General features: G+C 51.5%; 32 protein-coding genes. 29 read left to right on the top strand and 3 right to left on the bottom strand.

Features of this window, described 5'->3' with window-relative positions; translation table 11 throughout:
* The first annotated feature begins 10 nt into the window (after positions 1-10).
* From WDV75_RS05375 to ltrA, 12 genes are all read left to right on the top strand, one after another.
* Positions 11-268, top strand: a complete 258-nt coding sequence (locus WDV75_RS05375) for a hypothetical protein (RefSeq protein WP_273571081.1) — start codon at positions 11-13, stop codon at positions 266-268.
* A 91-nt stretch (positions 269-359) separates the two neighbouring features.
* Complete coding sequence (locus WDV75_RS05370) at positions 360-1,583, top strand: STY4528 family pathogenicity island replication protein (RefSeq protein WP_273571082.1); 1,224 nt, start codon at positions 360-362, stop codon at positions 1,581-1,583.
* Between the two features lie 144 nt (positions 1,584-1,727).
* Positions 1,728-1,904 (top strand): hypothetical protein, encoded by a 177-nt coding sequence (locus WDV75_RS05365; RefSeq protein ID WP_338860818.1) that lies wholly within the window; start codon positions 1,728-1,730, stop codon positions 1,902-1,904.
* The gene (locus WDV75_RS05360) at positions 1,901-2,077 is read left to right on the top strand and encodes a hypothetical protein (RefSeq protein ID WP_338860816.1); all 177 of its coding nucleotides are present in this window, start codon (positions 1,901-1,903) and stop codon (positions 2,075-2,077) included. The genes WDV75_RS05365 and WDV75_RS05360 overlap by 4 nt, the downstream gene beginning before the upstream one ends.
* On the top strand, positions 2,074-2,250 hold the full coding sequence (locus WDV75_RS05355; protein ID WP_338860814.1) for a hypothetical protein: 177 nt from the start codon (positions 2,074-2,076) through the stop codon (positions 2,248-2,250). Before WDV75_RS05360 ends, WDV75_RS05355 begins: the two co-directional genes overlap by 4 nt.
* Entirely contained in the window at positions 2,250-2,447 is a 198-nt protein-coding gene (locus WDV75_RS05350) for a hypothetical protein (RefSeq protein ID WP_338860813.1), read from the top strand. The genes WDV75_RS05355 and WDV75_RS05350 overlap by 1 nt, the downstream gene beginning before the upstream one ends.
* Positions 2,448-2,619: 172 nt before the next feature.
* Positions 2,620-3,333, top strand: a complete 714-nt coding sequence (locus WDV75_RS05345) for a PFL_4669 family integrating conjugative element protein (protein ID WP_273572245.1) — start codon at positions 2,620-2,622, stop codon at positions 3,331-3,333.
* Between the two features lie 12 nt (positions 3,334-3,345).
* Positions 3,346-5,352, top strand: a complete 2,007-nt coding sequence (locus tag WDV75_RS05340) for a DNA topoisomerase III (protein WP_273572247.1) — start codon at positions 3,346-3,348, stop codon at positions 5,350-5,352.
* A gap of 314 nt (positions 5,353-5,666) precedes the next feature.
* Positions 5,667-6,131, top strand: a complete 465-nt coding sequence (locus tag WDV75_RS05335) for an STY4534 family ICE replication protein (RefSeq protein WP_074025449.1) — start codon at positions 5,667-5,669, stop codon at positions 6,129-6,131.
* 75 nt (positions 6,132-6,206) lie between these two features.
* On the top strand, positions 6,207-6,416 hold the full coding sequence (locus WDV75_RS05330; protein WP_273572250.1) for a hypothetical protein: 210 nt from the start codon (positions 6,207-6,209) through the stop codon (positions 6,414-6,416).
* A 17-nt stretch (positions 6,417-6,433) separates the two neighbouring features.
* Positions 6,434-6,949, top strand: coding sequence for a single-stranded DNA-binding protein (ssb, locus tag WDV75_RS05325; RefSeq protein WP_338860811.1), 516 nt, complete (start codon positions 6,434-6,436; stop codon positions 6,947-6,949).
* A gap of 561 nt (positions 6,950-7,510) precedes the next feature.
* Positions 7,511-8,848 carry a group II intron reverse transcriptase/maturase gene (ltrA, locus tag WDV75_RS05320; protein WP_338803455.1) on the top strand — a complete coding sequence of 446 codons (1,338 nt, stop codon included), beginning with the start codon at positions 7,511-7,513 and terminating at the stop codon, positions 8,846-8,848.
* A 180-nt stretch (positions 8,849-9,028) separates the two neighbouring features.
* On the opposite strand, the gene WDV75_RS05315 is transcribed toward ltrA, so the two are convergent.
* Both WDV75_RS05315 and WDV75_RS05310 read right to left on the bottom strand, forming a co-directional pair.
* Positions 9,029-9,709, bottom strand: a complete 681-nt coding sequence (locus WDV75_RS05315) for a DUF4276 family protein (protein ID WP_273572295.1) — start codon at positions 9,707-9,709, stop codon at positions 9,029-9,031.
* Entirely contained in the window at positions 9,702-10,808 is a 1,107-nt protein-coding gene (locus WDV75_RS05310; RefSeq protein WP_273572293.1) for an AAA family ATPase, read from the bottom strand. The genes WDV75_RS05315 and WDV75_RS05310 overlap by 8 nt, the downstream gene beginning before the upstream one ends.
* A gap of 521 nt (positions 10,809-11,329) precedes the next feature.
* On the opposite strand from WDV75_RS05310, the gene WDV75_RS05305 reads away from it, so the two are divergent.
* The 6 genes from WDV75_RS05305 to WDV75_RS05280 all read left to right on the top strand — a co-directional run bounded on the left by WDV75_RS05305 (position 11,330) and on the right by WDV75_RS05280 (position 16,352).
* A complete protein-coding gene (locus WDV75_RS05305; protein WP_273572291.1) occupies positions 11,330-11,593 on the top strand; it encodes a helix-turn-helix domain-containing protein in 264 nt (87 codons plus the stop codon).
* A 175-nt stretch (positions 11,594-11,768) separates the two neighbouring features.
* Entirely contained in the window at positions 11,769-12,311 is a 543-nt protein-coding gene (locus tag WDV75_RS05300; protein WP_273572289.1) for a PilL N-terminal domain-containing protein, read from the top strand.
* A complete protein-coding gene (locus tag WDV75_RS05295) occupies positions 12,311-13,009 on the top strand; it encodes a TIGR03759 family integrating conjugative element protein (RefSeq protein WP_338860808.1) in 699 nt (232 codons plus the stop codon). Before WDV75_RS05300 ends, WDV75_RS05295 begins: the two co-directional genes overlap by 1 nt.
* The gene (locus WDV75_RS05290) at positions 12,985-13,512 is read left to right on the top strand and encodes an integrating conjugative element protein (RefSeq protein WP_273572397.1); all 528 of its coding nucleotides are present in this window, start codon (positions 12,985-12,987) and stop codon (positions 13,510-13,512) included. The genes WDV75_RS05295 and WDV75_RS05290 overlap by 25 nt, the downstream gene beginning before the upstream one ends.
* 8 nt (positions 13,513-13,520) lie before the next feature.
* The gene (gene traD, locus WDV75_RS05285; RefSeq protein ID WP_338860806.1) at positions 13,521-15,584 is read left to right on the top strand and encodes a type IV conjugative transfer system coupling protein TraD; all 2,064 of its coding nucleotides are present in this window, start codon (positions 13,521-13,523) and stop codon (positions 15,582-15,584) included.
* Between the two features lie 9 nt (positions 15,585-15,593).
* A complete protein-coding gene (locus WDV75_RS05280) occupies positions 15,594-16,352 on the top strand; it encodes a TIGR03747 family integrating conjugative element membrane protein (RefSeq protein WP_273571738.1) in 759 nt (252 codons plus the stop codon).
* A gap of 89 nt (positions 16,353-16,441) precedes the next feature.
* Here the strand turns inward: WDV75_RS05280 and WDV75_RS05275 are convergent, their stop codons facing one another.
* Positions 16,442-17,134: a DUF5710 domain-containing protein gene (locus WDV75_RS05275; RefSeq protein WP_273571737.1), complete on the bottom strand. Its 693-nt coding sequence runs from the start codon at positions 17,132-17,134 to the stop codon at positions 16,442-16,444.
* A 149-nt stretch (positions 17,135-17,283) separates the two neighbouring features.
* Between WDV75_RS05275 and WDV75_RS05270 the strand changes: the two genes are divergently transcribed.
* The 11 genes from WDV75_RS05270 to WDV75_RS05220 all read left to right on the top strand — a co-directional run bounded on the left by WDV75_RS05270 (position 17,284) and on the right by WDV75_RS05220 (position 25,537).
* The gene (locus tag WDV75_RS05270; protein ID WP_273571736.1) at positions 17,284-17,613 is read left to right on the top strand and encodes an RAQPRD family integrative conjugative element protein; all 330 of its coding nucleotides are present in this window, start codon (positions 17,284-17,286) and stop codon (positions 17,611-17,613) included.
* Positions 17,610-17,846 (top strand): TIGR03758 family integrating conjugative element protein, encoded by a 237-nt coding sequence (locus WDV75_RS05265; RefSeq protein ID WP_273571735.1) that lies wholly within the window; start codon positions 17,610-17,612, stop codon positions 17,844-17,846. The genes WDV75_RS05270 and WDV75_RS05265 overlap by 4 nt, the downstream gene beginning before the upstream one ends.
* Positions 17,847-17,925: 79 nt before the next feature.
* On the top strand, positions 17,926-18,258 hold the full coding sequence (locus WDV75_RS05260) for a TIGR03745 family integrating conjugative element membrane protein (protein WP_273571740.1): 333 nt from the start codon (positions 17,926-17,928) through the stop codon (positions 18,256-18,258).
* A 10-nt stretch (positions 18,259-18,268) separates the two neighbouring features.
* Positions 18,269-18,625 carry a TIGR03750 family conjugal transfer protein gene (locus WDV75_RS05255; RefSeq protein WP_273571734.1) on the top strand — a complete coding sequence of 119 codons (357 nt, stop codon included), beginning with the start codon at positions 18,269-18,271 and terminating at the stop codon, positions 18,623-18,625.
* Entirely contained in the window at positions 18,622-19,278 is a 657-nt protein-coding gene (locus tag WDV75_RS05250) for a PFL_4703 family integrating conjugative element protein (protein ID WP_273571733.1), read from the top strand. Before WDV75_RS05255 ends, WDV75_RS05250 begins: the two co-directional genes overlap by 4 nt.
* A gap of 86 nt (positions 19,279-19,364) precedes the next feature.
* Positions 19,365-20,108, top strand: coding sequence for a TIGR03749 family integrating conjugative element protein (locus WDV75_RS05245; protein WP_420497556.1), 744 nt, complete (start codon positions 19,365-19,367; stop codon positions 20,106-20,108).
* The gene (locus tag WDV75_RS05240; protein ID WP_273571731.1) at positions 20,098-21,498 is read left to right on the top strand and encodes a TIGR03752 family integrating conjugative element protein; all 1,401 of its coding nucleotides are present in this window, start codon (positions 20,098-20,100) and stop codon (positions 21,496-21,498) included. The genes WDV75_RS05245 and WDV75_RS05240 overlap by 11 nt, the downstream gene beginning before the upstream one ends.
* Positions 21,498-21,854 (top strand): hypothetical protein, encoded by a 357-nt coding sequence (locus WDV75_RS05235; protein WP_273571730.1) that lies wholly within the window; start codon positions 21,498-21,500, stop codon positions 21,852-21,854. The genes WDV75_RS05240 and WDV75_RS05235 overlap by 1 nt, the downstream gene beginning before the upstream one ends.
* Positions 21,842-22,243 carry a TIGR03751 family conjugal transfer lipoprotein gene (locus WDV75_RS05230; protein WP_273571729.1) on the top strand — a complete coding sequence of 134 codons (402 nt, stop codon included), beginning with the start codon at positions 21,842-21,844 and terminating at the stop codon, positions 22,241-22,243. The genes WDV75_RS05235 and WDV75_RS05230 overlap by 13 nt, the downstream gene beginning before the upstream one ends.
* Positions 22,243-24,990, top strand: a complete 2,748-nt coding sequence (locus WDV75_RS05225; protein ID WP_273571728.1) for a conjugative transfer ATPase — start codon at positions 22,243-22,245, stop codon at positions 24,988-24,990. Before WDV75_RS05230 ends, WDV75_RS05225 begins: the two co-directional genes overlap by 1 nt.
* Before the next feature lie 73 nt (positions 24,991-25,063).
* On the top strand, positions 25,064-25,537 hold the full coding sequence (locus tag WDV75_RS05220) for a hypothetical protein (protein ID WP_273571727.1): 474 nt from the start codon (positions 25,064-25,066) through the stop codon (positions 25,535-25,537).
* Positions 25,538-25,571: the final 34 nt, after the last annotated feature.

Here is a 25,571-nt window from a genome sequence, read left to right as displayed (position 1 = left end):
GAAGGAAACGATGTCAGGAAAATTAACGGAAATGATGCCCGGCCTGCATGTCCCCTTGACGGCACCGCTGTCATTTCGCCGCAAGGCACAACATCAGGTACGATGCTACCAGCGGGGCGAACGCAATTACGTCCGGCTGAAAGAAAAAGGCAAGGGGTATCTGAAAATCAATGTGGGATTGTTCTGGCGACTGTTAAGCCGTGATAACGGGCAATCGTGGGAGCTGATGCTCCATGAACGCTACAACAATGAAATTCGTAAATCCTGAATGTGATTGAAGTTGTGTCATTCTGCACCCTGTTGCAACAGGGTGCAGCCCTGACATTATTTTTTAGGGCTAACGCCGTAGAAAAGGGAACATGATGAACCTGTCCGCCGACAGCATAATTGCACACACCATTGCCAAAATGAAAATGCGCCTGGAAAAACAGGCGGACAATGACGTCTCACAACTGCGCAGTGGTCTGCTGTTTATGGGCAATATTCAGGATGCCTATCCCCGCCGTCTGTTGCTGGATGATCGCCTGTCGCCACTGGATAAAACGGGCTGGATGATGATCCGCCTGTACGCGCAGCAAAATGAAGGCGCTGTTTTCCCCAGCTATGATGAATTGCAAGTTCTGCTGGCCTCGCCTTATAAAGGTAAGGCCTCCCGTGAAACGGTCAGCCGGGTATTACTGATGCTGCGGATCACCGGCTGGCTGAGTTTGTGCAAGCGTATCCGGGATGAACACGGACGGGTGCGGGGCAATATCTATGCGCAGCACGATGAGCCGCTGACCTGCCGTGATGCCGAGATTTTAGATCCCCACTGGCTGGATACGGTGGCGGAAGCCTGCCGCAGTAAAAACCGCACCATCAGCCAGACGGCCCGGGACGTCCTGACCGACATCAAAGACGATCCGCTGATGCGCCATCGTCACAGTCATATCCGTTTGCTGGAAGAAAGGCTGAGTGTTGTTCAGACCCCGCAGCAAAGGGTGATGCACCAAAACTATCAGCAAGGAAAACATCTAACCGAACTCAGTCATATAAAGCCGGGTTCGGAAACCGAACTAAGCCAACCAAAGGGACAAACTGTGCTGAATTCGGTATCCGAACTCAGCCTGAAACCAACGTCTTATAGTGATCCAGCTAAACCGAACCGTTATGTACGTTCTTTCACACAGCATGTGAATAAAAAAACATACGTAGAATCGCAGTCCGCTCTTTTTCTGCCAGAAGGACTTTGCCGACAACTGGAACCGGAAGCGGTGACGATGCTGAACAGCCAGCTGCAAGCGTTGCCTGCTGAACAGGCGCAGATCGTGCTGAATTGCCTGGATAAGGCGTTACAGGCAGGAAAAATCGGCAATCCGGTCGGCTGGTTGCTGGCAATGATGAAACGGGCACGGGAGGGGAAATTATATGGGCAACCTGAAACCGCGGTTACCGCGCCTGTCACTGCGAAGAGGCCGGTTGCATTCATTCAAAATGTTGAGCGTCCCGCTTTACCTTCCTCACAAGCCCATGTCCGCAACATAGTGAAAGACATCCGTCAAAGGCTGACGTTGGCAAAATATCACCGTGATATTATTGATTAAAAAATGCATACCACTGGCAGTACCAGCGTTAACTAAAAAATCGCCTTTTTACGGGGGGCAGACTTCTGTGGAACGACAGCCGGGTCAGGATGACACTTTGCTTTTCCTTATATTCCCGATGATGTTCTGGTCAAATCAGGAGGTATGGCGCTTCTGTTTTTATTGTTGTATGAATATCATACACTGCTGGCACTGCCAGCACTGACTAAAAAATCGCCTCTTTACGATGAGCAGACTTACAGAGGAACGACAGCCGGGTCAGGATGGCACTTTGCTTTTTCTTTATTCCCGATGATGTTCCGGTCAAATCAGGAGGTATGACGCTTCTGTTTTTATTGTTGTATGAATATCATACACTGCTGGCAGTACCAGCACTGACTAAAAAATCGCCTCTTTACGATGAGCAGACTTACAGAGGAACGACAGCCGGGTCAGGATGGCACTTTGCTTTTCCTTATATTCCCGATGATGTCCGGTCAAATCAGGAAGTATGACGCTTCTGTTTTTATTGTTGTATGAATATCATACACTGCTGGCACTGCCAGCACTGACTAAAAAATCGCCTCTTTACGATGAGCAGACTTACAGAGGAACGACAGCCGGGTCAGGATGGCACTTTGCTTTTTCTTTATTCCCGATGATGTTCCGGTCAAATCAGGAGATATGATGCTTCTGTTTTTATTGTTGTATAAATATCATACACTGCTGGCAGTGCCAGCACTGACTAAAAAATCGCCTCTTTACGATGAGCAGACTTACAGAGGAACGACAGCCGGGTCAGGATGGCACTTTGCTTTTTCTTTATTCCCGATGATGTCCAGTCAAATCAGGAAGTATGACGCTTCTGTTTTTATTGTTGTATAAATATCATACACTGCTGGCACGGCCAGCATTGCCTGGAAAATAATCTATTTTAACATCAAGTCAGTCCCATCGATTTTTCCTCTTATTCCATAACTGGTTATCCATTGAGTCACCGCCTCCTTTGCCCTGATAGTTTGGCTGACTTATCAAGGCCAAACAGGAGTCTTTGTGCATGTCTGATTCAGAAGACAAATCATCATCCCAGCCGCGTTTACGCGCCGGGGTATTAACCTCCTCATTAACGATTGAACTGCATACCCACTATGCCATCCGTCTGTGGGCAGGGCGCAGACGGGAAGAGATCAGCAATCCCCGAAAATTTTCAGGCATTCTCGGGATGCCGCAGGTGATTAAATGCGCGGGCACGATCAGTGTGGATGCCGCTGCCGATAATCCGTATGCCGATACCTGGCTGGTGAAGCTGGAACAAGCGCTGGATAAGGCTTCCGCCAATCTCCAGCAGAGTCTTGCCACGTTGCAGGATACGTTGAACGCGGTACCCCAGCAGATCACCTTATCCGCCGTTTCCTCTGTTGAACCGCTGAATATCGGGGTTTACAGCCATTCACCATTAGGCTATCGCTGTGTCTGGTTGCTGGTAGGTTACGACCAGCTGGCGATGAAAACGTTTCAGGTTTTTCATTACGGGCTGATTTCACGGGCAGAGCGTGATGCCTTTCTGCACAATGGCAGCCGTGCCATTCGCCAGATTTATGGCATTGTACGCTCTTACCGTTCACTGGCGGTCACCCGGCAGGATATTGCGGAAAAAACGCCGGCCGGGCTTGAGGCGATTAAGTGGCTGGGTGAACCCCACCCCGACATTTTGTCAGGCAAGTTGCGGTCGGTTTTCTCGCCGCCATTGCGCCCGGCTGCGCAAGGCTGAGGGAGGGAAACTATGCCACTTTATCTGTGTGAAAAACCCTCCCAGGCCAAAGACATTGCCAAAGTCCTGGGGGTGAAACAGCGCGGGCAGGGATTTCTCTTCGGTTCCGGTGTGATTGTCACCTGGGCCATCGGGCATTTGCTGGAGGTGGCTGCGCCTGAACACTATGGCGAGCAATTTGGTCCGCCGTGGCGGATGGCGGTGCTGCCGGTGCTGCCCGCTCAATGGCAATGGACAGTCAAAAAAGAGACCGCCGGACAGTTTGCGGTGATCCAGCAATTATTGAAACGGACGGAGGAAGTGATTATCGCCACTGATGCCGACCGCGAAGGGGAAGTTATCGCGCGGGAGTTGCTGGAGTATTGCCATTTCACCGGTACGGTCAGGCGTCTTTGGTTGTCGGCCCTGGATGAAACCAGCATCCGGCAGGCACTGGCGGCGATATTGCCGGGTGAGCAGACGGCAGCACTTTATCAGGCCGGACTGGGACGGGCACGGGCCGACTGGTTAACGGGCATCAACCTGACCCGTTTGTATACCCTGAAAGCGCAGGCCCTGGGTTTTGGCGATGTGCTGTCCATCGGGCGGGTGCAGACCCCGACACTGGCATTGGTGGTGAACCGGGATAAGACCATCGCCCGGTTTGAGCCAAAACCTTACTGGCAATTGGTGGCTAAACTGGAAAAAGACAGCATGCGTTTTCGGGCCAAATGGCAGCCGGTAACGGATGAGTGTGATGAAGAAAACCGTTGTATTCAGCCGGATATTGTTCAGGCCGCTCAGCAACGTTGTCAGCAGGCAACACACGCCACCGTCATGGATGTCAGCAAAAAACGGGAGAAAACGCCCCCGCCACTGTGTTTTGATTTGGGGACATTGCAGCAGACCGCTTCCCGTCACTGGGGCATGGGGGCGAGCCAGGTGCTGGCGATTGCCCAGTCCCTGTATGAAACCCATAAAGCGACTACCTATCCGCGTACGGATTGCGGCTATTTGCCAGCGTCCATGCAGGCAGATATTCCTGTCGTGTTGACAGCACTGGCGCGCACCGACCCGGCTATGGAGACCCTTATCAGCCAGCTGGATAAACAAGGTGTTTCCCGGGTCTGGAATGACAACAAGATCACGGCACACCATGCCATTATTCCCACGCGTCATGCTTTTGATCTCACCCGGTTAACAACCGACGAGTTAAAGATCTACCAGCTTATCCGTCAGTATTATCTGGCGCAATTTCTGCCGGCGCAGGAAACCGATGTGACTGCGGTAACACTGGATATCGGCGGGCAGTTATTCCGGGTGAAAGGCCGGGTGAATGTGATCACAGGCTGGAAGGCACTGTTTGCCGATGGAATGAGAGAGCATGAAAAGGAAGACGAGCAGGAAGCCTGTTTACCCCTGCCAGCCCTTAACCAGGGCGATCGCTGTCAGGTGATTGAGGCAAAAATTCAGTCACTGTACACCAAACCGCCAGCCCCGTTTACTGAAGGTACTCTGATTGCCGCGATGAAAAATGCCGCCAGCCTGGTCAGTGATCCGCAATTAAAGCAGGTCTTGCGTGAAAGTGCCGGGCTGGGTACGGAAGCGACCCGGGCCGGCATTCTGGATACGTTGTTTAAACGCCAGCTGATTGAGCGGAAAAAGAAAGCGATCCACGCAACACCGCTGGCGCAGGAACTGATTGCCGGGCTGCCGGCGGTACTGACCGATCCGGGTATGACCGCGTTATGGGAACAATCGCTGGAAGATATTGCACAGGGCAAAGCGTCGCTGGCGGTTTTTATGCAAAAACAGGCGCAGTGGCTTGTGCATTTAGTCGAGCGGGGCAAAGCCCAGCCGCTGCTTCTGACGTTGCCGAAAACCCCCGAATGCCCGAACTGTGGCGGCCGGATGCGGCAACGGCAAGGAAAAACCACGCCGTTCTGGGGCTGCGTGAACTATCCGGCCTGTAAAGGCATGCTGAATGACAAAGCGGCCACCCAATCGCGCAAAGCCCGGCGGGCAAATCAACGGACATGAAGATCTGGTTGTTAATTGACGCCCTGACAGGATGCTTTAAGAATTAACCTGTTTCTTAAATGATCGGTGAGCCTGCAACGATCGCCTCCGGGTGGCTGAAAAACTCCCGTAGCCTGAAAGGGAGCGCCTCAACGCGGTACATCTGCCCACCTTTGGAAGCAGATATTGCCAGCCCAACGGCAATGAAGGTTCATTATTCTTTATCAGCGCGTCAGTAACGTATCTGTCTGACACCCGGCGGGGAAAAATCTTCCCGTCAGGGGACAGGATTTTCTCCGTTACCCCTTATTGTTTACCTCCATGGAGAACATCGTATGTCTGAGAACGCAACAGCATTAACCAAAAACGACTATTTCAACCTGAATATCAAGGGACTCGGCTATTTGAATCATATCCGCCATGTCAGTACCGCCAGTGGCACGTTCCTGAGCTGTGTGATTAATGCGTTAAATGGTCCCAGTGATAATCCGGTCTATGTCCGTTTTGATATTACCGTGGTCGGCAAGGAGGCGACCAGCCTGGTCGGTCGTTGCCAGAAAGCCGTTGACGAGGATAAAAAAGTGTTGCTGGGCTTTACCTTAAGTAACCCGTCCACCGATATTTTTACCCTGAAACGCGGCGATCATGCCGGTGAACAGCGTGTCAGCCTGAAAGCCCGCCTGATTAAAGTGGACTGGATTAAGATCGGGCAGGACAAAGTGTATCAGGCCGAACAATCCGATTCGACGCCGCCACAAAACGGTGTCGCACAAACCGAATATGCAGAAAATTCATTCTGATATTTATTCTACTCCACTGACTTGCCCTGATGTTTCAGGGCAGTCTCTTTGCTAACAAATAAATAGGGTACAGAGATGACTATCCCCCCCATTGGCGTTCTGGCACTGCAATATTGCTATAAGCAATTACCGTTAACGGTTTTACAAACCCGTGCAGGTTTTTATATCGGCACGATGGATGAGGGCGTCCCGTGCTCTCGTGAATCAACAGAGTATTTTGCCCGCCGTGAGCAGGCGGAATTGGCCCTGAAACAGGGGCGCTGGACACAACGTCAGTCACTGTAACCAGGAGGAAATGGGGTATGTCTTCGCGTGGAATTAACAAGGTGATTTTAGTCGGAAATTTGGGACAAGATCCGGAAATCCGTTATCTGCCAACGGGTGGTACCGTGGCAACGCTGTCAATGGCAACATCAGAAAGCTGGCGGGATAAACAAACCGGCGAGATGCGGGAGAAAACCGAATGGCACCAGGTGGTGATCTTCGGCAAACTAGCCGAAATTGCGGCAGAGTACCTGCAAAAAGGCGCTCAGGTTTACATTGAAGGCCAGTTGCAAACGCGCAAATGGCAGGACCAACAGGGGCAGGATCGCTATTCAACCGAAGTGGTGGTGAATGTGAATGGCACGATGCAGATGCTGGGCAGCCGTGGCGAGGCAAAACAGACGGCGGTTCAGCCGACTGGGCATAAGCCAGCACCGAAGCCACAATCATCTAAACCCGCCAATAATAAGGAAAGAAAGGCGACTCCGGCAGTACAACCTGCTGTGTTACCGGAAGAGGAAGAAGTGGACTGGGGGGATGAGATCCCGTTTTGAGCGGTTCGCTAAGCTGCTCAGTGTCTTGCAGGTGAAAGTCCTGCCGCAGTAGTTGGTTGATTTGACTGCGTAGCTATGGCGTACGTGTGGATGGTGACTGAAACACGGGAGCAACGCCGGATAAACGTGACCCCTGACCCAGACTGTGGGTGCGCGCAAGTATGCAGCCCGTAACGCAAGTGAACCTGAACAAGCCTCGTAAATTTCAGCCATACCGTTATGCTGGGAGAGTGTGGTGTAGGGTGATCCTGCCGAGCCTTTAGAATGGGGGCGAAGGCCAGTGAATCATGATGGATTAACAACCATATGAAGTCATGACAGGGATCCGGGGTATTGAGGATGGGATGCATGTATAGCACTGAGTGGAACGAACGAGACCTCTCCCTGTCGTAGTCTAACCCACTGCGTAATCAAAGATATAAGGTAACCGCTGAAATTCTGAGAGATGCAGGATAGAGGAGTCGGAGGAGGTCATAGTACTGTTGATGGTAGGGACAACATAACCTGACCGTAGGGAAGGACCTCTACTTCTGTCATGCCTGTTGTTACAGGAGGTACTACGTGATTGCGAAAGCTCTAAACACGGCATTTGAAAAGGTACGAGTACTGCAACGCAAGCTATACCTGGCAGCCAAGGCGGATCCAAAACGTAAATTTGGTGTTCTGTATGACAAGGTATGTAGTGGTCGTGTGCTTGTTATGGCATGGACGCAGGTTAAAGCCAATAAAGGTTCTTCAGGAATTGACAGGTTAACAATCGATAAGATTGAAACTGAAATTGGTGTAGGTAACTTTCTGCAAGACATCCAGAAGAAGCTAGTTCAAAAGAAGTACTCTCCTCAACCGGTGCGTAGGGTTTACATTCCTAAACCGGATGGAAAGGAAAGACCACTGGGCATACCTGTTATTGAAGATCGTGTAGTTCAGGCAGCAGTAAAGATAGTCATAGAACCGCTTTTCGAAGCGAGTTTTAAAGATTTTTCATATGGCTTTCGGCCTCGCAGAAATGCGCAGCAGGCGCTGAGAGAAATCTATAAGTGGCTAAATTTTAAATGTTACTGGGTGGTAGATGCTGATTTGAAGTCTTATTTTGACACTATCCCCCATGATAAATTGTTGTTATCGGTGAGAACCAGAGTCATAGATCGCTCAGTTGTGAAACTGATTGAAATGTGGCTGAAAGCTGGAGTAATGGAAGAGGGAAACCTGAAAGCGGGGATAGCAGGAACTCCACAAGGAGGCGTGATATCTCCACTACTGGCTAATCTTTACCTGCACTGGCTGGATCATATCTGGGAAAAAGAGGGATTCAATCAGCGTGAGCATGACGCTCATCTTGTTCGTTATGCCGATGACTTTGTCATTTTGTGTAAGAAAGCACCGAGGTTTTATCTGGCTCAAGCCTGTAAGGTACTTGATCGGCTTGGATTGACGCTAAATACCGAAAAGACGAAAGTCGTTCATGCAATAAAGTCACCGTTTGACTTTCTGGGGCACAGGTTTGCAGTGCAGCCGTCCAAAAGGGATGGAAAATTGAGAACCTATTACTACCCCTCACCAGAAGCGATGAAAAGAGTAAAGCGAAAGATTCGTGAAGTGACACGAAAAGGTCAGCATCGGGATCTTCCGGAGCTAATCAGAACAGAAATAAACCCAATCCTTAGAGGGTGGGGTAATTATTTCAAGACGTGCAACTCCCGGATGCATTTCAAAAGCATCGCAAATTACACGATATGGACACTCTGTATTATGTTGAGGAAGAAGCACAAGAAGCGAACTAAAGGATGGAGGGACCATCCGCCGAGCTGGTTCTACAAGTATCACGGGTTATTTAAGTTGTATAGTCTGTCGATAAACGGAAACGAAGTCAGTCGGTATGCTCGCCTTGTAACGTCGTAATGCAGCAGGAAGAAGACAGTCGGAAAGCCGTGTGCGGGAAAACCGCACGCACGGTTTGACGAGGGGCCGCTGGGGAGATGACATCAAACTTGAGGCCTACTCTACAAGTGGTTAAACTTATTTGCCCTGTTATCACAGGGCTTATTCATCTTAAATATATTCAAAATGCCATCTGCATATTTAAGCTGTTATCAATCGCTCAAGCTGACATAGCCACTCGTTGAATAAAGGACATTTTTCTCTCATTTTAGGAATGCCTATTTTCTCGGCAATAGTTATCCCTGTTGTAGTCTTGGCAAAGGTTCCATTTGCCGACCATTTTTCCAATCTCTTTGACGGCGCCGTTTGTGGGCTATTGTTAATTGATTCCGGTTCCCTGCATTCTCGAAGAACTTGCTCTACTTCTTGTACATGAATATTTAATTCATTGGCAAGTATGTCTTTGTCACTAAAAAGTAAAGCTTCAAACTCATGCATAACGATGTACGGAATAAAGCGTTCATCAGCTCTCTGTGCTAATAGGCATTGACGGATTTCATTCTGTGTTGACAGATGCAGATGTTCAGCGATTTGTCTCGGTTCCCATTGTCTATTTAACGTTTCTAATCCTGGCCATTCATAGGTGCCATAATAATCAATAAATGTTGTGACATAGGTATCTGGGCGTTGTTTCAAGTGTATCTCAATGTCTTTCTTGACTCTCGAAAAACGTACATCGCCGCCTTTTTGGCCGGGTTTGGAAACCTGGGTTGCAGAGATGAAAATCATTTTCTCAGCCAAATAAGGTTGAAGCATTTTTTCAATAAATATCTGTTCTGTTTTACCTTCAACGATAGCCATAACTTCGACGTAATTACTCATAAGTTGGCCCTCCGGCGATGACGTTTTTAGCCCATAATTCACCGAGTGAATAGTTTTCGAGCCATTGAGAGAAATCTTTCTCATTTAAACGTTCAAAGCTTGAAGCTCCCTGTTTACGATTTACGATGACAATCTCTTCGGCAGAAAATTGATCGATTAAAATAGGGGATTGAGTGGCAATAATAACCTGGGTACGTTGAGCTGCTTGCTGGATTAGCTCGGCAAGGATCACAATAGCCGCAGGGTGCAGGCCCAACTCAGGTTCATCAATAATAATGGTCGATGGCGGGTTGGGTTGTAGTAATGCGGTTGCCAGACAAATAAAGCGTATTGAACCATCGGATAAATGATAAGGCTGCATCGGATAATCTGAGCCTTTTTGCGTCCAGCTCATGTTAACTTCTTCTTTCTGGCCGCTCTGACGAGGTTCCAGAATGAAGCTATCAAAGAAAGGGGTGACTAACCTGATGGCGCTCACAATCGATTTGTATTCATTTGGGGCTTCATTTTTGAGTTTTAATAAGAACGCGCCAATGTTAGAAGCATCTGTGCGTAATGTTTTGTTATCCTGGATGATTTCATATTTTCGCATGCCAGCCGTGGCGCTGGTATCGTGAAAATGATAAATCTGCCAGGAAGCGATGGCCTCATAGACGGGTTTTGAATACGGTGCGTCAGAGGAATTGTTCTCAATTTCAGCAACCATTCTGGATCTGCCATCGTCGCTATCCCCCAGCAACCACCATCTGGTAGCACTTTTGGCGTAATAGCGAGCTTCATCTTCAATGGCACAACTGTCTGCTGGCGTGGGCACTAATTTAAAACGAAACCCGCGTTCTCCGAAGCGTGTTTCAAACTCCATTTTCTGCGTGACCTTATTGCCATTAAAGAGTAAATCGTTTGCCCCCCCATTATCGCGGATATAGCGATTTAATGTGCCGTCTATTAATGCCCGCAGCATTTTAAAAAAGGAGATCAAATTACTTTTACCTGCGCCGTTAGCGCCAACAATCACGTTTAAGTTTTTAAGTTCAAACTCATTGAGTTCATGGATTGATTTAAACCCTTTAATCGTGAGCTTGTCTAAAGACGTGGTCATATCGCCTCCTTTGAAATGCTTTACTTCAGTATCAGATAAGGGGATAACTATCGATGGCAGAGCATGCATCAAGACAGTTATATTCAATGTTAACATAACCCGCTGATGACTGGGGACTATTCTCTGAATCAAGCGTTTCTTTGGTTATGCTTATCGTTAGAGTTTAATGGCTTCGATTTCGGTTTTAACGGTGTTGAATAAAGTTAGGTATCCAGTAGGCTGGGAAACTGAATTGATGAGTGCTAATAACTTAATTTACTTGTTAAACTTACATGTTCGATTATTGAATTCGATAACACAATCGGTTAAAGTGAAAATGCTATCGGCAAAATCCGATAGTCAGGGATTTCCAACCCTGTTAAAGAGTAACCCACTGGTAGAAATTTTCTGCCAGTGTGCCTGCTATCGCACCTTCAATGGCGGTTCAGGCAGGGGAGGCTTCGGTCTCACCGGACGGTTACTCCCGGTATTGGAAACCCTGTCTGAACTACCACCAATAATCAACAGAAGGGGAAGCAGGTATGACTCACACTCAACAAGACTGGCACCCAGCCGAAATTATTTGTGCATTACGCAAACGTGGTACGACACTCGCCGCTTTATCCCGTGAATCGGGACTCAGTTCTTCTACACTGGCAAATACCTTATCCCGCCCATGGCCCAAAGGGGAGTTTATCATCGCTACCTGTCTGGAGCTGGCGCCGTCTGAAATCTGGCCCAGCCGTTATTTTGACCGCAACGGTCATTTGATTGAGCGGAGAAGACGTCAATCGGTGGCTGAATAATGTGCCGTTATGACCCATGCCACGTAATACGATAATACCGGTTCAGGGTTTATCCGTTATTTCCTATTACGACCTCTTTATTTTCAGCAAACACAGTTGAGTTGTTCATTGAATACATCACCGGGTTCCTTGCATAGTCAGGATTATTTTACGACTGAGCAGGAACCTATCTGGCATGAAAATAAACGCGTTAATCGGCTTAATGGCGGTCATACTGACGGGATGCACGACTCCCGTAAAACAACCGCTATCCCAGCCTTCCCAAAGTCGTTTTCCTTCCGTCACGCTGACACGCAACATTCAGCCTGTTTCACCGGATATTTATGGACAACAACCTGAAGTTGTTCGTTATGGCCGTTATTTGCTGGTCAGTACCGACCCGACAGAAGCACAACGTGACCCGCTTTCCCAATTGGTTGATATCCATATCCCTGCGTCCCAGAATCCCACGGTTGCTGATGCGATGCGTTATGTGTTGCGTCAATCAGGTTACTCGTTATGTGCACCGGATAAAACCCATGACATCTTATATCGCCAGCCATTGCCCTCGGTGCACTATCAGTTAGGCCCAATCCGGTTACGCACCGCATTGCAAATCATGGCAGGCCCGGCCTGGCAACTGGACGTGGACGAGGTGCAGCGAGGGGTTTGTCATCATTTACGACAAGGCTATCGGCTACCGGCTTCGGTTAAACAAACGCAGCAGGGAGGGTATTGATGAAATGGCATCGTTTCGGTTTATTGGTCTGGTTGCTGAGCAGTTCAGTGTGGGCAGCCACACCGGCACCGTTAGCTTCGCAGCAAACACCATCGACAGCAAGCCAGCCGCAATCCCTGAAAAGCCAGGCTGAACAGTGGAAGCTAAGTGCCGATGAATACCAGCGTTATGAGCAGCTGATGAAGGGACCACGGGGTATCCAGTCACCGGGGCTTGATCCGCTGACCACATTAGGCATTGAAGCCGAAAACGATACCGAGCGCCGTCGTTATGCTGAACAGTGGGTTAAATCAGAATTTGCCCGTACCGAAAAAGAGCTACGTTTCCAGCGGGAAGTGGATGCGGCCTGGCAGCGGCTGTTTCCGGGTGTGTTGCCAGTCAATATGACAACATCGCGCGAGACAAATGGCCGGCTGGCACTGTTTGTCAGAGCCAAAGATTGTCCACAATGCGAAACCCGTTTGAGCGAAGTCCTGGCGGCTAACCAGCCCGTCGATATTTATTTGGTAGACAGCCAACGTAATGATGACACCTTACGGCTGTGGGCCAAAGACCATCATATCCCCGTTGAACGGGTACGCAACCGGCAAATCACACTGAATCATGATGCGGGTTACTGGTTCCGGTTTGGTAAAGGGCTGATGCCGGTATTGCTGCGACAAGGAGATCAAGGATGGCAGGTCACGTCATTACAATGAAACGGTTGAGCGTATTCCCCATTATCGGCCTGTTATGGATTAATACCTGCCAGGCCGAACTGAATGTCATTGCTGATTTAGGCGGCCAGGATGCCTCGCCTTTTTATGAAAGTATTCATGCCCAACCGGGGGATATTCCTGCACGACCCCCGTATTCCTTACCAGAAATGGTTGGCGAAGCCGCGATGTTGCCCGTTAAAACACCGGAACTGACACCGGGGCAGGTGATAAGTCGATCACTGCAATTGCCGGGCATTGGGGCGTTATTTCTGATTGGCGATGATCCTGACTCACGCCAGTGGTTAAGCCAGAATGCCACCCGATTCAAGCAATTGCACGCTGTGGGGCTGGTTGTCAATGTCAGTGAGATAGCCGGTTTACAGTCACTGCGGGCATTAGCGCCGGATGTCTTGTTATCGCCGGCTGCCGGTTCGGAATTGGCTCGCCGGTTGCAACTGCAACATTATCCGGTGTTGATCACCGAAACGGCGCTCTCTCAATAGTTATCATCATGAGCCGCCGTTACGTTGTTGAAGCCCTGTTACGTCCTGCCGTCGAGCTGAATACCGCGGTGGTCTCCGCCGTTGCTGCGTTTATCTGCATCCGGGCACCCTGGGCTATCGCACTGGCCCCCTCAGTCAGTTATGTCATGGCCGGCGGTTTTGCGGTATTGGCGATGATACGCACATGGCAGGGTATTCAGGTACTCCGCTATCGCCGAAACCTGCGTCGCTTGCCGCGTTATCAGATGGGCACAAAACAGATCCCCGTCAGCCATCAGCGCCTGTTTCTGGGCAGGGGATTTCGCTGGCAGCAGAAGCATACCCAGCGTTTGCAGGATACGCGGCGGCCGGAAGTCGAACGCTTTGTGCAACCCTCTCAGGTTTATCAGCTTGCCCGTTTGCTGGCGCACCGAACGGAATACTGTTGGCCTAAGTTATCAGCGCTGTTACGCAACGATTCCCTTTTTAATCCGGTGCGGCCTTTGCCCCCGGTTGGCGGCAATCCCATGATCCACGGTATTGAGCCACGGGAAGCCGACGTGTTTATGGATTTGCGTGAGCGGGTCGGGCATACGCTGATAATGGGTACAACGCGCGTAGGGAAAACCCGGCTGGCCGAATTGCTGATAACCCAGGATATCCGGCGAGGCGAGGTGGTGATTGTCTTTGATCCCAAAGGCGATGCTGACCTGTTAAGGCGGATTTGGGCAGAAGCGCACCGGGCGGGTCGAGGCAATGCCCTTTCCCTCTTTCATCTGGGCTGGCCGGAAATTTCGGCGCGTTATAACGCGGTCGGACGGTTTGGCCGGGTATCGGAAGTCGCCTCCCGTCTGGCCGGACAACTCAGTGGGGAAGGGAACAGTGCCGCTTTCCGTGAGTTTGCCTGGCGCTTTGTCAATATTGTCGCCCGGGCTTTAGTCGCGCTGGGACACCGGCCGGATTACACCTTGATCACACGTTACGTTAATAATATCAGTGAACTGTATCAGCTCTATGCCACTAAAATGCTGGCAGAAAGGCAGCCCGCCCTGCTGGAACACATCAACCATTACCTCGGCAAGCTGAAAGAAAAAGATATCCCGCGTAATATGCAGGGGCAGCCGGATGCGCTCAGACTCTGGGCGATGGAAGTCACGCTGAGTTCAGAAGCGGGTAAGCAACTCTACGATCCGATTCTGGACGGGTTACGCTCTGCCGTGCGTTATGATCGTACCTATTTTGATAAAATTGTCGCTTCTTTATTGCCGCTATTGGAAAAACTGACCACGGGCAAAATCGCTGAACTGTTATCACCGGATTATCTCAATATGACGGATCTGCGCCCCATCTTCGACTGGGAACAGGTGATCCGTAAGAACGGGATTGTCTATATCGGCTTGGATGCACTGTCTGACAGTGATGTGGCCTCGGCGGTGGGCAACAGTATGTTTGCCGATTTGGTCAGTGTCGCGGGGCAAATCTACAAATATGGTATGAATGCCGGGTTGCCGGTTCGCCATGATGGGAAGCTCGCGATTAACCTGCATTGTGATGAATTTAATGAGCTAATGGGCGATGAATTTATTCCACTTATCAATAAAGGCGGCGGTGCGGGCATGCAGGTCACCGCCTATACCCAGACCTCCTCCGATATCGAAGCCCGTCTCGGCAGCCCGGCCAAAACCGCGCAGGTGATCGGTAACTTCAATACCCTGATTATGCTGCGGGTGCGGGATAACCGGACAGCCGAGTTACTGACCAGCCAGTTGCCGGAAGTGGAAATCTACAGCAAAACACTGGTCTCAGGGCACTCTGATATTGCCGATGTCGAACAGGGGCAGGATTTTACCTCGTCCACGCAGGACCGGGTAGGTACGGTCAAAACACCGCTGGTGACGCCGGCTGAGATGATTAACTTGCCGAAAGGGCAGGCATTCGCCTTACTGGAGGGCGGGCAGTTGTGGAAAATTCGGATGCCACTGCCAACGGGGGATGACGACGATGCCCTGATGCCGGCGAATTTGCAGAACATCGCCGAACAGATGCGACGGCATTACCGTACCCGTGAAGCCTGGTGGGAAGAGAAAGGGTAATTTCAGGTCATGGCACAGTCAGAAAATCAATCCCGTCCATCTTCCCAACCGCCCCGCCAGCATGGCCTGCTGTATCGTGTGTTATGGGCATGGCCGTGGCAACTCATTGGGTTTATTGTGATGTCGTGGCTATTCAGTCTGTTGCTGGAATATCTCGGTATGACTTTTTTCTGGCCGGAACAAGGTGCCTCCCACAGCCAGACGATGATGAAAACCGAGCTGCAATTTTTATCCACGGAATTGACCCAGAGCCTGTTGTTGTCAAATCCCGCACAAACGGTCTCTGACTGGCTGACGCAGGCATATCAATGGATTTTTGTCGACAGTGGTTTTATGCCCTGGATACAGGGACAACGGCACTATCAGCTCAATAGCCGCAATGATTTTCTGCGTGAATTCAATGCGGTATTGCATGGCATATCGGAGCATTTGCGGGAATATTGTCTGGCGACGGTGTTTATCACCATGGTGACGTTAATCCGGTTAGCTATCCTGGTGTTATCCATTCCTTTGTTTGTGATGGTGATTTTAGTCGCTCTGGTTGACGGGCTGGGACGGCGGGATTTACGCCGTTATGGCGCAGGCTATGAATCCAGTTTTGTCTATCATCATGCCAAACGGGGCATTAAACCGGCCTGCACCATTCCCTGTGTGCTGTATTTATCCTGGCCGGATGTGGTCTATCCCACGATGATATTGCTGCCTGCGGCATTATTACTGGGTATGGCGGTGATGATTACGGCTGCGATGTTTAAAAAATACATTTAAATGGCTGGACGATGGAATGCAAAACGGGTTTTTGTTTTGTATTCCATCGTCAGCAGACAAGCCGCGTAGCGGTGCGTCAGTCTTTCTTGTTAATGCGGATACTTTGATGGCGTATTCACCACCTGTGTCATCCATTCAAACCCGTCACAGGCTTTACCGATATGGCTCCCCCCCTTCGGATCAAAATGATAGTGATGATGTGAGATATCTTCACAATACCCGACAAAGGGCTGATCTATACGGTGAAGCTGAATAGCGGCCGCTTGCTCTTTGGACGTCGGGAAAAATGCCCCACCGGCTTCGGCAAACAGGTCGGTATCATCCTGCTGTGCGCCACAGTGTTCGCAGTGATTTATCCAGTGCTGCCTGCGCAACCGTTGGTTGACTGCTTTGCGCAGGGTGTGGTGAAAACCGGGCAGCACACTACGCACAAGAGTAGGAATATCAGCGAGATAAAACAGAAACGCCGGGCTGTCCTGCTCGGTATAGCCCACTTCCGTGCCGGGCTCATCATCGTTATCCGCTTCCAGTCGCTGGTGTCCGGCCGGCAGCATAAATGCCGTCACGGTGGTGGGTTGATGACAGTGTGGGCATGACGTCCGGGTTTGGGCCAGATACCAGAATTCCGCATGGACATTGTAGAACGGTAACCAGTGCATAAACGGGGTCGGGTCAAAACTGTGGTCGATATACCAGGTTTGGGCGGCCGCATCCCAGTGAGCGCCCAGCTTCCGTACTTTCTCGTATTCATCGTCGGGGACGTTTAAATCAATTCGCAGCATATGTCTTCCTTCATTATTAAACCGTTAACGCAATAAATTAGTCAGACTATTTAGCTAATTTTCACCAAAGCATAAAGAGTTTATTGCTGACTGCCGCGAAAAAACCCCGCATCCTCGGCATGTTGGCATCCATTATAAGGTAATTATCTATGCGCGGTGGCTTTTCCATATCCTGTTTTGCCGGCCTGCTGGGGTTGGCGGTGTGGTGTATGCCGCTGGCTCAGGCGGCCGAGAAAGATGAACTGGCCAGTGCAAAGCGCCTGATTGAGCAGGTACAACTGGCCCTGGCGCGCGCAAGTCTCGCAGAAAAGCACTCTGACACTGCAAAACGCCCTCGTTATGACTTTGATTATCCGCGCATCAAAGCCGATCTCAACACCATTAAAGCCGGTATCGATCACTACCTTATGCCTTCCCGTGACCAGCCCCATGAATCCGGCTTGTTATCCGGCCATTACCGTCAGGAAAACCCGCAATGACGCCGGCGCAACGCCATGCCTTTGAAGTGGCCTCCGGGCACTTTGATATCACTTTTTTGTATCTGGTGTGTGTCGGATTTTTCTTAGCCACCTTATTTTTCTGGGCGGCCTGGGCGGCGGTGGATGTCTGGAACGGCTGGGCAAATGAAAAAGTGCGTAATCAGACCCTCAGCCAGTTTGCCATCCGAACCGCGGTATTGCTGGTCGTGTCTGTCTGGATGTTTGCGAGCTGAGGCAATGAACACAATGAAAAGGAACAGAGTCACTATGAAGCCCATTTTTACCGTCTGCCGGCGTATCGGTACGAGCCTGATGACCAGAATAAACGCTTTTCTTTTATTGTGCTGCCTGTCCTGTGAATCCGCCCGGGCTGATTTGCCGGCTATCGAACCGCCGAAAAGTGGGGGCGGGGGCGGATTGCTGGGACAGGCGAAAGGGTATGCGCAGGATGGCATTGTGATTGGCGGGTTGATCCTCTCAGCGGTGGCCTTCTTTAAGGTTGCTTCGGCTGCCGTCGAAACCTTTTCCGAAGTGCGGGATGGCAAATCGACCTGGACCCAGTTTGGTGCCATCGTCGTGGTCGGCGTGGTGCTGTTGGTTGCCGTGATTTGGCTGCTGTCGAAGTCGGCCAGCATTATCTTTTAAAGGAATCACCATGCAGACGATCGCTTTCTTACCGGACCGTTTAAACGCCGAACCGGTGGTATTTCGCGGGTTCACCACGCCGGAGCTGGGACTGGCCGCCCTGGCGGGGATTGTGCTCGGACTGGCCGTCAGTCTTCCCCTGATCCCCTTAGCCGGTTGGGTCATGCTTCCGACCGGCATGTTGGTGATACCCTTGTTACTGATAAGCTTTGGCGGGCGTTGGCTTGCACACCTCAAGCGGGGTAAGCCGGAACATTATCTCTGGCTGAAGCTGGAAGAGAAAAAACGCCGGCTGGGTCTCGGTGATCCGGCCTTGATTATCGCGGCACAGGGCTGGTCACTACGCCGTAGCCGGAGCGCGCGATGAGCCGGTTTCGTCATGCGGTGAAAAACCGGGATCAACATATTCTGACCCTGCGAGTGGCGTGCGGCATTCTGGTGTTGGTATTGTTGCTGAGTCTGACGGGTTGGATGGCGTCACCGCGTAATCTCACCATCCATCATCCGCCGGACTTACGCACCGGCAGCACCCGGGCGTGGTGGGAAGTGCCGACACCCAGCGTCTATAGCTTTGCCTTTTATATCTTCCAGCAACTGAATGCCTGGCCGAAAAATGGCGCCCAGGACTATCCGGCCAAAATTGAGGCACTTTCTCCTTATCTGACGCCGGCCTGTCAGGATTTTCTGCGGGAAGATGCCAAAACCCGGGCTGACAGTGGCGAGCTGCTCGACCGGGTGCGCGTGGTGTATGAGATTCCCGGCCGCGGCTATGGGACGCGCAGCGTGACGGTGCGTGACCGGGATAACTGGGTGGTCCGGCTGGATTTGGTGGCCGATGAATATTATCACGCCGAACCGGTCAAACGGGCACTGGTGCGCTATCCGCTGAAAGTGGTGCGTTGGGAGGGCGATGCCGAGCGTAATCCCTTCGGATTGGCACTGGATTGTTATGACAGGATGCCACAGCGGCTGGCAGCGATACCACAACTGTCGGAAGAGAAAAAGGGTGTGTTTCAATGAGAGGATATCTACCTGGCTGCCGTCGTATTGGGTTAGGACTGGTCAGCATCTTGCTGTTCAGCGTGGGCGCAAAAGCTGATGAATTAATGAAATGGGAACGTATTCCCTTATCCCTCTCGCTCAAGGTCGGGCAGGAACGGATTATTTTTGCTGAGCGAAATGTTCGCATTGGTTTGCCGCCGTCACTCAGTGATAAATTGCGGGTACAAAGTGCCGGCGGGGCGGTGTACCTGAAAGCCAGCCATGCTTTCCCGTCAACCCGCCTGCAATTGCAGGACAGCGAAAATGGCGAAATCATTTTACTGGATGTGACCGCAGGAAAAACCGATGCCACTGAACCGGTACGCATTATTTACCCGAATGAAAAACAACCTGCTTCAACCGAAAAATCACAACACCAGAGTAAACCCCAATTGTCAGCGCCCGTTCCGGTGGCCTTAATCCGCTATGCCGCGCAGCAACTGTATGCCCCATTACGTACCGTCGAGCCGGTGACCGGCATCCAGCCGGTGAATCTGCATTTACCTGAGTTTATCACGACGCTTTACCCGTCAGAGCCGATTGACATTACCCCGCTGGCCGGCTGGAGGCTGCACCATCACACTGTGGTAGCACTGAAACTGCGCAATACGGCCAAACGCACTGTCACCCTCGACCCGCGAGAATTACAGGGGCAGTTTGTAACCGCCACGTTCCAGCATCGCTGGCTGGCTGAAACGGGGACGCCGGAGGATACGACGGTATTGTACCTGGTCACAAAAGGGCAGCCGGATAATACCTTTATCCCTGAGCCGGTCTCGGTGAAACCGGGAGGCCGCCATGGAAGTTAAGTCTAATGCGTTGGTGAAAATACTGGTGCCGGTGGTATTGCTTATCGGCGGGGTTATTGGCATCAAAAGCTGCCGTTCAACGGAAAGTGCCGCGCCCGGTACGACGGCGAATCATGTGCTGGCTACGCTGTCACCGGAAGAGTTGCAGGCGCTGGGTGTCGGGGGCGATACGCCGGAAGATACCCTGCGTACCCTGGTAGGTGCCCTCAATAAAGTGCGGGCAGAGCAGAAACGTTTAAGCCAGCAGAATACCGATATTTTAAAAGAAAATAACCAGTTAAAGCAGCAGCGCCTTGATGTTGTCGGCCAAATCGATGCGGCGGTTGCGGCTATTCGTCGGGACGATGAACAGCGTCAGCGCACGTTGCAGGATGAGCAGCAGGGATTACTGGCACAGGTTGATTTGCTGACGGAACAGTTAAGTTCAACCCCTTTATCTGTGCCGGAAAGCCAAAGCGCATTAGGCAATCCGTATACCGCCAACCGGGTCAGTGGGCAGGAGGAATTTATCTGGGTGACACCGGCCGATGAAAAACCGGTTGATCCCCAAAACGGGGCTGACGGCAAACCCGCCGCTAAATTCCCGACCACTTTTTTAAGTGAACAACCGGCAACGGGGCAAAATACCCCACCGATCCCTTTGCCGAAGGAAGAAAACCAAAAACCGGTCTATACCCTGCCGGAAAATGCCACGCTGGCAGGCAGTCAGGCGATGACTGCGTTGCTCGGTCGGGTGCCGGTCAATGGCACCGTGACCGACCCTTACCCGTTCAAGATCCTGATTGGTAAAGATAACCTGACCGCCAACGGTATCGAACTGCCGGAAGTGGAAGGGGCCGTGGTGTCCGGCTCGGCCAGTGGCGACTGGACACTGTCTTGCGTACGGGGACAGGTCAATTCCATCACGTTTGTGTTTCAGGATGGCACCGTGCGTACCCTGCCGGGCAAAGGGCAAAACCCGCAGGGTATCGGCTGGTTGTCGGATGAAAACGGCATTCCCTGTATCAGCGGTGAGCGTAAATCCAATGCCAGCACCTATCTGCCAACGTTGTTTGCCCTCTCGGCCATGAATTCAGCCGGGGACGCCTTGAACGAAAGTCAGCGCACCGCCCAAACCCACGGCACCGGCGGCATCACATCCGCGTTAACCGGCAATGCCGGACAGGCGGCATTAGGCAAAGCGATATCCGGGGGGATGAAGGAGATGGGCGAATGGCTCAAACAACGTTACAGCCAGACGTTTGATGCGGTTTACGTCCCGCCCGGTGCCGGCGTTGTGGTGCATATCACCCAAAGTCTGGCGATGGATTACGAAACGAAAGGCCGTAAGGTGCACTACGGCGTGAGTGAACCTGCTCAATATGATACGACTCAGGAAGCCTTAGATTAATGGAAAAGCCTGTCTTTCAATGGCTGTTCAGTGCCAGTCAACCCTATTGCCTGCAAATTAACCGCCCCCCACATGCTGAGCCTGTACCGGTTCAGCTCTGCTGGCGGCCTGCCGATAAAAAAACATCCCGGCTCTGTCTTGCCATCGGCAAGGCGTGTCAACCGCTGGGTGACGGTGATTTTACTGTTTTTCGTCTGTCAGACACACAGTGGCAATCCGTGGTGGCAGGCAACAGCGAGGCTGAACCGGAACAGTGGGAGCGCCTGGCGTTTACGGTATCGGAACTGGCCGTCCATCCTGAGTTTGCCACCTTTACTGCCATTGGCACTATGGAGATTCAGCGATGCGAAAAATAAACGCGGTTGTCGTGTTGTGTCTGTCAGGGCTGATGGCCGGTTGTTCAACCTCGAAAGACACGTTGCTTCCGGCCGGAGAACAGACGGTGCTGGCGATGTGGCAGGGAAACAAAGCAGGTCATAGTGCAATCCCAGCAAGGCAAACCTTGCGCCGGGCGTTAACCCCAGCCGAACGGAGTCGGGCACTGAATGAGCCTGACAGCTACAGCCGTTCGGCGGCGCAGGAGATCAGCCAGCAATTTCCCCGTCTCCCCAACCCCGATATGGTGATGTATGTGTTTCCGCATCTGGCGGCCGGCAATACGCCGATACCGGGCTACAGCACCGTATTCCCGTTTTATCAGCAAGTACAATACGCCCTGCCGGGTGAACGCACGGAGGCCCTGTGATGGAAATCCCCAAACCGCTGCACCGCCCCGGCCAACTGCGTGAAGCCGATGAAGCCGCGATTTACCGGGCCAACCCTTCCATTATCGATTATCTGCCCTGGGTGGAATATCTGGAAGACGGTCAATGCCTGTTGCTGGATGATGGTGTCTCTGTCGGGGCGGTCTATCGCATCGAACCGGTGGCGACCGAAGGGCGTCCGCTTGAACGATTGGTTGAAATCCGGGATCAGCTGGAAGATGCGATCCAGGACAGTCTGGACGAGGACGATATTTCGCCGTGGGTGGTGCAATTTTTTTGTCAGGACGACGATGATCCGACCAGCTATCTCAATACATTACGGGATTACGTCAAACCGTGGGCACAGGGTACGACTTTTACGAATGCCTTTCTGGCCGAGTCCGAACGCCACCTGACAAGCATTGCCCGGCCTGACGGGATATTTCAGGATAGCTTAATCACCGGGCAACCGTGGCGGGGGCAGCAGCGCCAGACGCGCATGGTAATCTACCGCTGGTTGCCTGCTTATAAATCGAAGACTCACCACCAAACGGAATCATCAGTAGCGGCACTTAATCAGATCTGCGAGCGACTGGTCTCCTCATTGGTGGGCGCGGGTATGGTGGCTGTTCGGCAAAATGGCGGGCAGATCCACAGCTGGTTGCTGCGTCATTTTAATCCGGCCCCGGATTGGGGCATGGCAAAAGCCGATTTTTATCGTACCGTAAGTTACGAAACAGCCACATCATCGGATCTTCCCGTCAATAATGACTTTGCCGAAAGCCTGTGGTTTACCCCGCCGGTGTCTGATCCTGACAATGGCATCTGGTGGTTTGATGGCCTGCCACATAAGGCCATTCCAGTTGAACGTTTGCGCCGCCCGCCAGAGCCGGGCACGCTGACGGGGGAAGTGAAACGGGGGGATAATATCAATGCCCTGATGGATATGATGCCGGAAGGCACCGTAGTTTCTTTGACCATTGTGGCACAGGCACAGGATACGCTGGAAGCGGATTTTACCCGGCTGGCAAAAAATGCGGTGGGGGAAAATACCGAATCGGCGCGTGTCCGGCAGGATGTGCAGGAAGTCAAAGCCTTACTGGGACGACGCCATAAACTGTACCGCAGCGCGCTGATCTTTCTGGTGCGGGGCAACGATATCACTGACCTGAACCAGCGGGCGCACCAGTTATCATCAACGTTACTGACCGCCGGATTACAGCCGGTGCGACCGGAATTCAGTGTGTCCCCGTTGAATGCCTATCTGCGCGCTTTGCCGATGGGGTTTAACCCGCAGAAAGATAAGCAACACTGGTACAGCCGCCTGACTTGGGTGCAGCATCTGGCCGGACTCTTGCCGGTGACCGGCCGTTCAACCGGCACCGGGCACCCGGGGTTCAGCTTCTTTAATCGCGGTGGCGCGCCGCTGACTTTTGATCCGATGAATAAACAGGATCGCACCCAGAATGCGCACTTATTGTTGTTTGGCCCAACCGGTGCAGGTAAATCCGCCACGTTGTGTGCCTCTCTGGTGCAACTGATGGCTATCCACCGACCGCGCTTGTTTATTGTCGAAGCGGGGAACAGCTTTGGTTTACTGGCCGATTACTACGCTAGCCTGGGGCTGACGGTCAATAAAATCGGTATCAAGCCCGGTTGTGGGGTGAGTCTGGCGCTGTTTGCCGATGCCCATCAACTATTGCAACTCAGCCCCCAACAATTGCGCATTAATGAAGCCGATATTCCGGATACAGAGGAAGGGCAAGATGAAGGCGATGAACAGCGCGATATTCTGGGCGAGATGGAAATCGCGGCCCGGCTGATGATCACCGGCGGTGAGAAAAAAGAGGAAGAGCGTTTAACCCGTTCCGACCGGGGTTTGATCCGCGAAGCCATTATGATGGCGGCCCACACCAGCCATGCTGAGGGACGCCAGATGGTGGCCTCAGACTTACAGAATGCCCTCTATGCTATCGCCCGCAATCACCGGCAGGACGAGCATGGCCAGCCGTTAATCACCGCGCACCGTCGGGCACGGGCGGATGAAATGGCCGGTGCCATGTCGATGTTTACCCAGGGTTTTGAAGGGGAGCTGTTTAACCGTCCCGGCACCCCGTGGCCGGAAGTGGATGTCACCCTGATTGATTTGGGCACACTGGCACGGGAAAACTACTCAGCGCAGATGGCACTGGCGATGGTCTCACTGATTAATACCGTCAATAACCTGGCCGAACGCGATCAGTATCAGGACAGGGAACTGCAACTGGTGATTGATGAAGGGCATATCACTACCACCAACCCGCTGCTGTCGCCCTATATGACCAAAGTGGTGAAAATGTGGCGTAAACTGGGGGCCTGGCTGTGGCTGGCGACGCAAAACCTCGCCGATTACCCGGATACGGCTGAGAAAATGCTGAATATGGCCGAATGGTGGCTGTGCCTGACCATGCCCCCGGATGAAGTCGAACAAATCGCACGCTTCAAAAAACTTAACGAAGAACAGAAAGCTGTCTTGCTCTCCACCAGTAAACTCCCTCGCTGTTATACCGAAGGCGTGGTGCTGGCGAAAAAAATCGAAGCCCTGTTCCGGGTCGTGCCCCCAAGCCTCTATCTGGCACTGGGGATGACGGAAAAAGAAGAAAAAGCGGAACGACGGGCGTTAATGCGCGAGCATCAGTGCAGTGAACTGGAAGCGGCGGTGTTAGTGGCCAGAAAGATGGATGTTGCGCGGGGGTTAAAACTGACATAACGATTTAATCTTATTATCGGGTATATTGACTGACGTTACCTCTCTTGCCTAAAAAATTGAGATGAATATAAGAATGAAAAAAAATCAATCCAATCATGGAAAAAAGAAACTTTATCGTCGGGTCAATACGACAGCCCATTTCGTTTTTCATCATGGCGGTGAATATCGATGGGAACGAGACAGACAAAAATTAATCAGGGAAGATATGCCCTGCTTTCTGTCTATGAAAGGCAAACAAAGACGCGGCTTAGATTACACGCCACTTTTTATGTTTTTATTGAGTAAAGTCGGCGAAAAATGGGATGCGGTTCACAGTGAAGCCATTCAGCGACTGGACAGTCCAGAACCTTTATTTTGGCTAGTGGCGTTACAGGCGCATGAACAAAGAGAGTATATCCGCTGTGGTGAATCCAGTTATTACAACGGGTTGTTCGTCGATGGATCCGGTTTTTTAAGGAAGGTGAATCCAAATCTGTCAGTAAATGATATTCCTGTCCAGTGTCAGTGCTGTACGCATACATTTAACGGGGTTCCTGTTCATCGCTGATCCAGGTAATTTTCACCATGAGAAAAAGAATTAA

The sequence above is a fragment of the Xenorhabdus griffiniae genome, from assembly GCF_037265215.1.
Classification (GTDB): Bacteria; Pseudomonadota; Gammaproteobacteria; order Enterobacterales; family Enterobacteriaceae; genus Xenorhabdus; species Xenorhabdus griffiniae.
This window is presented reverse-complemented; position numbering and strand designations above follow the sequence as displayed.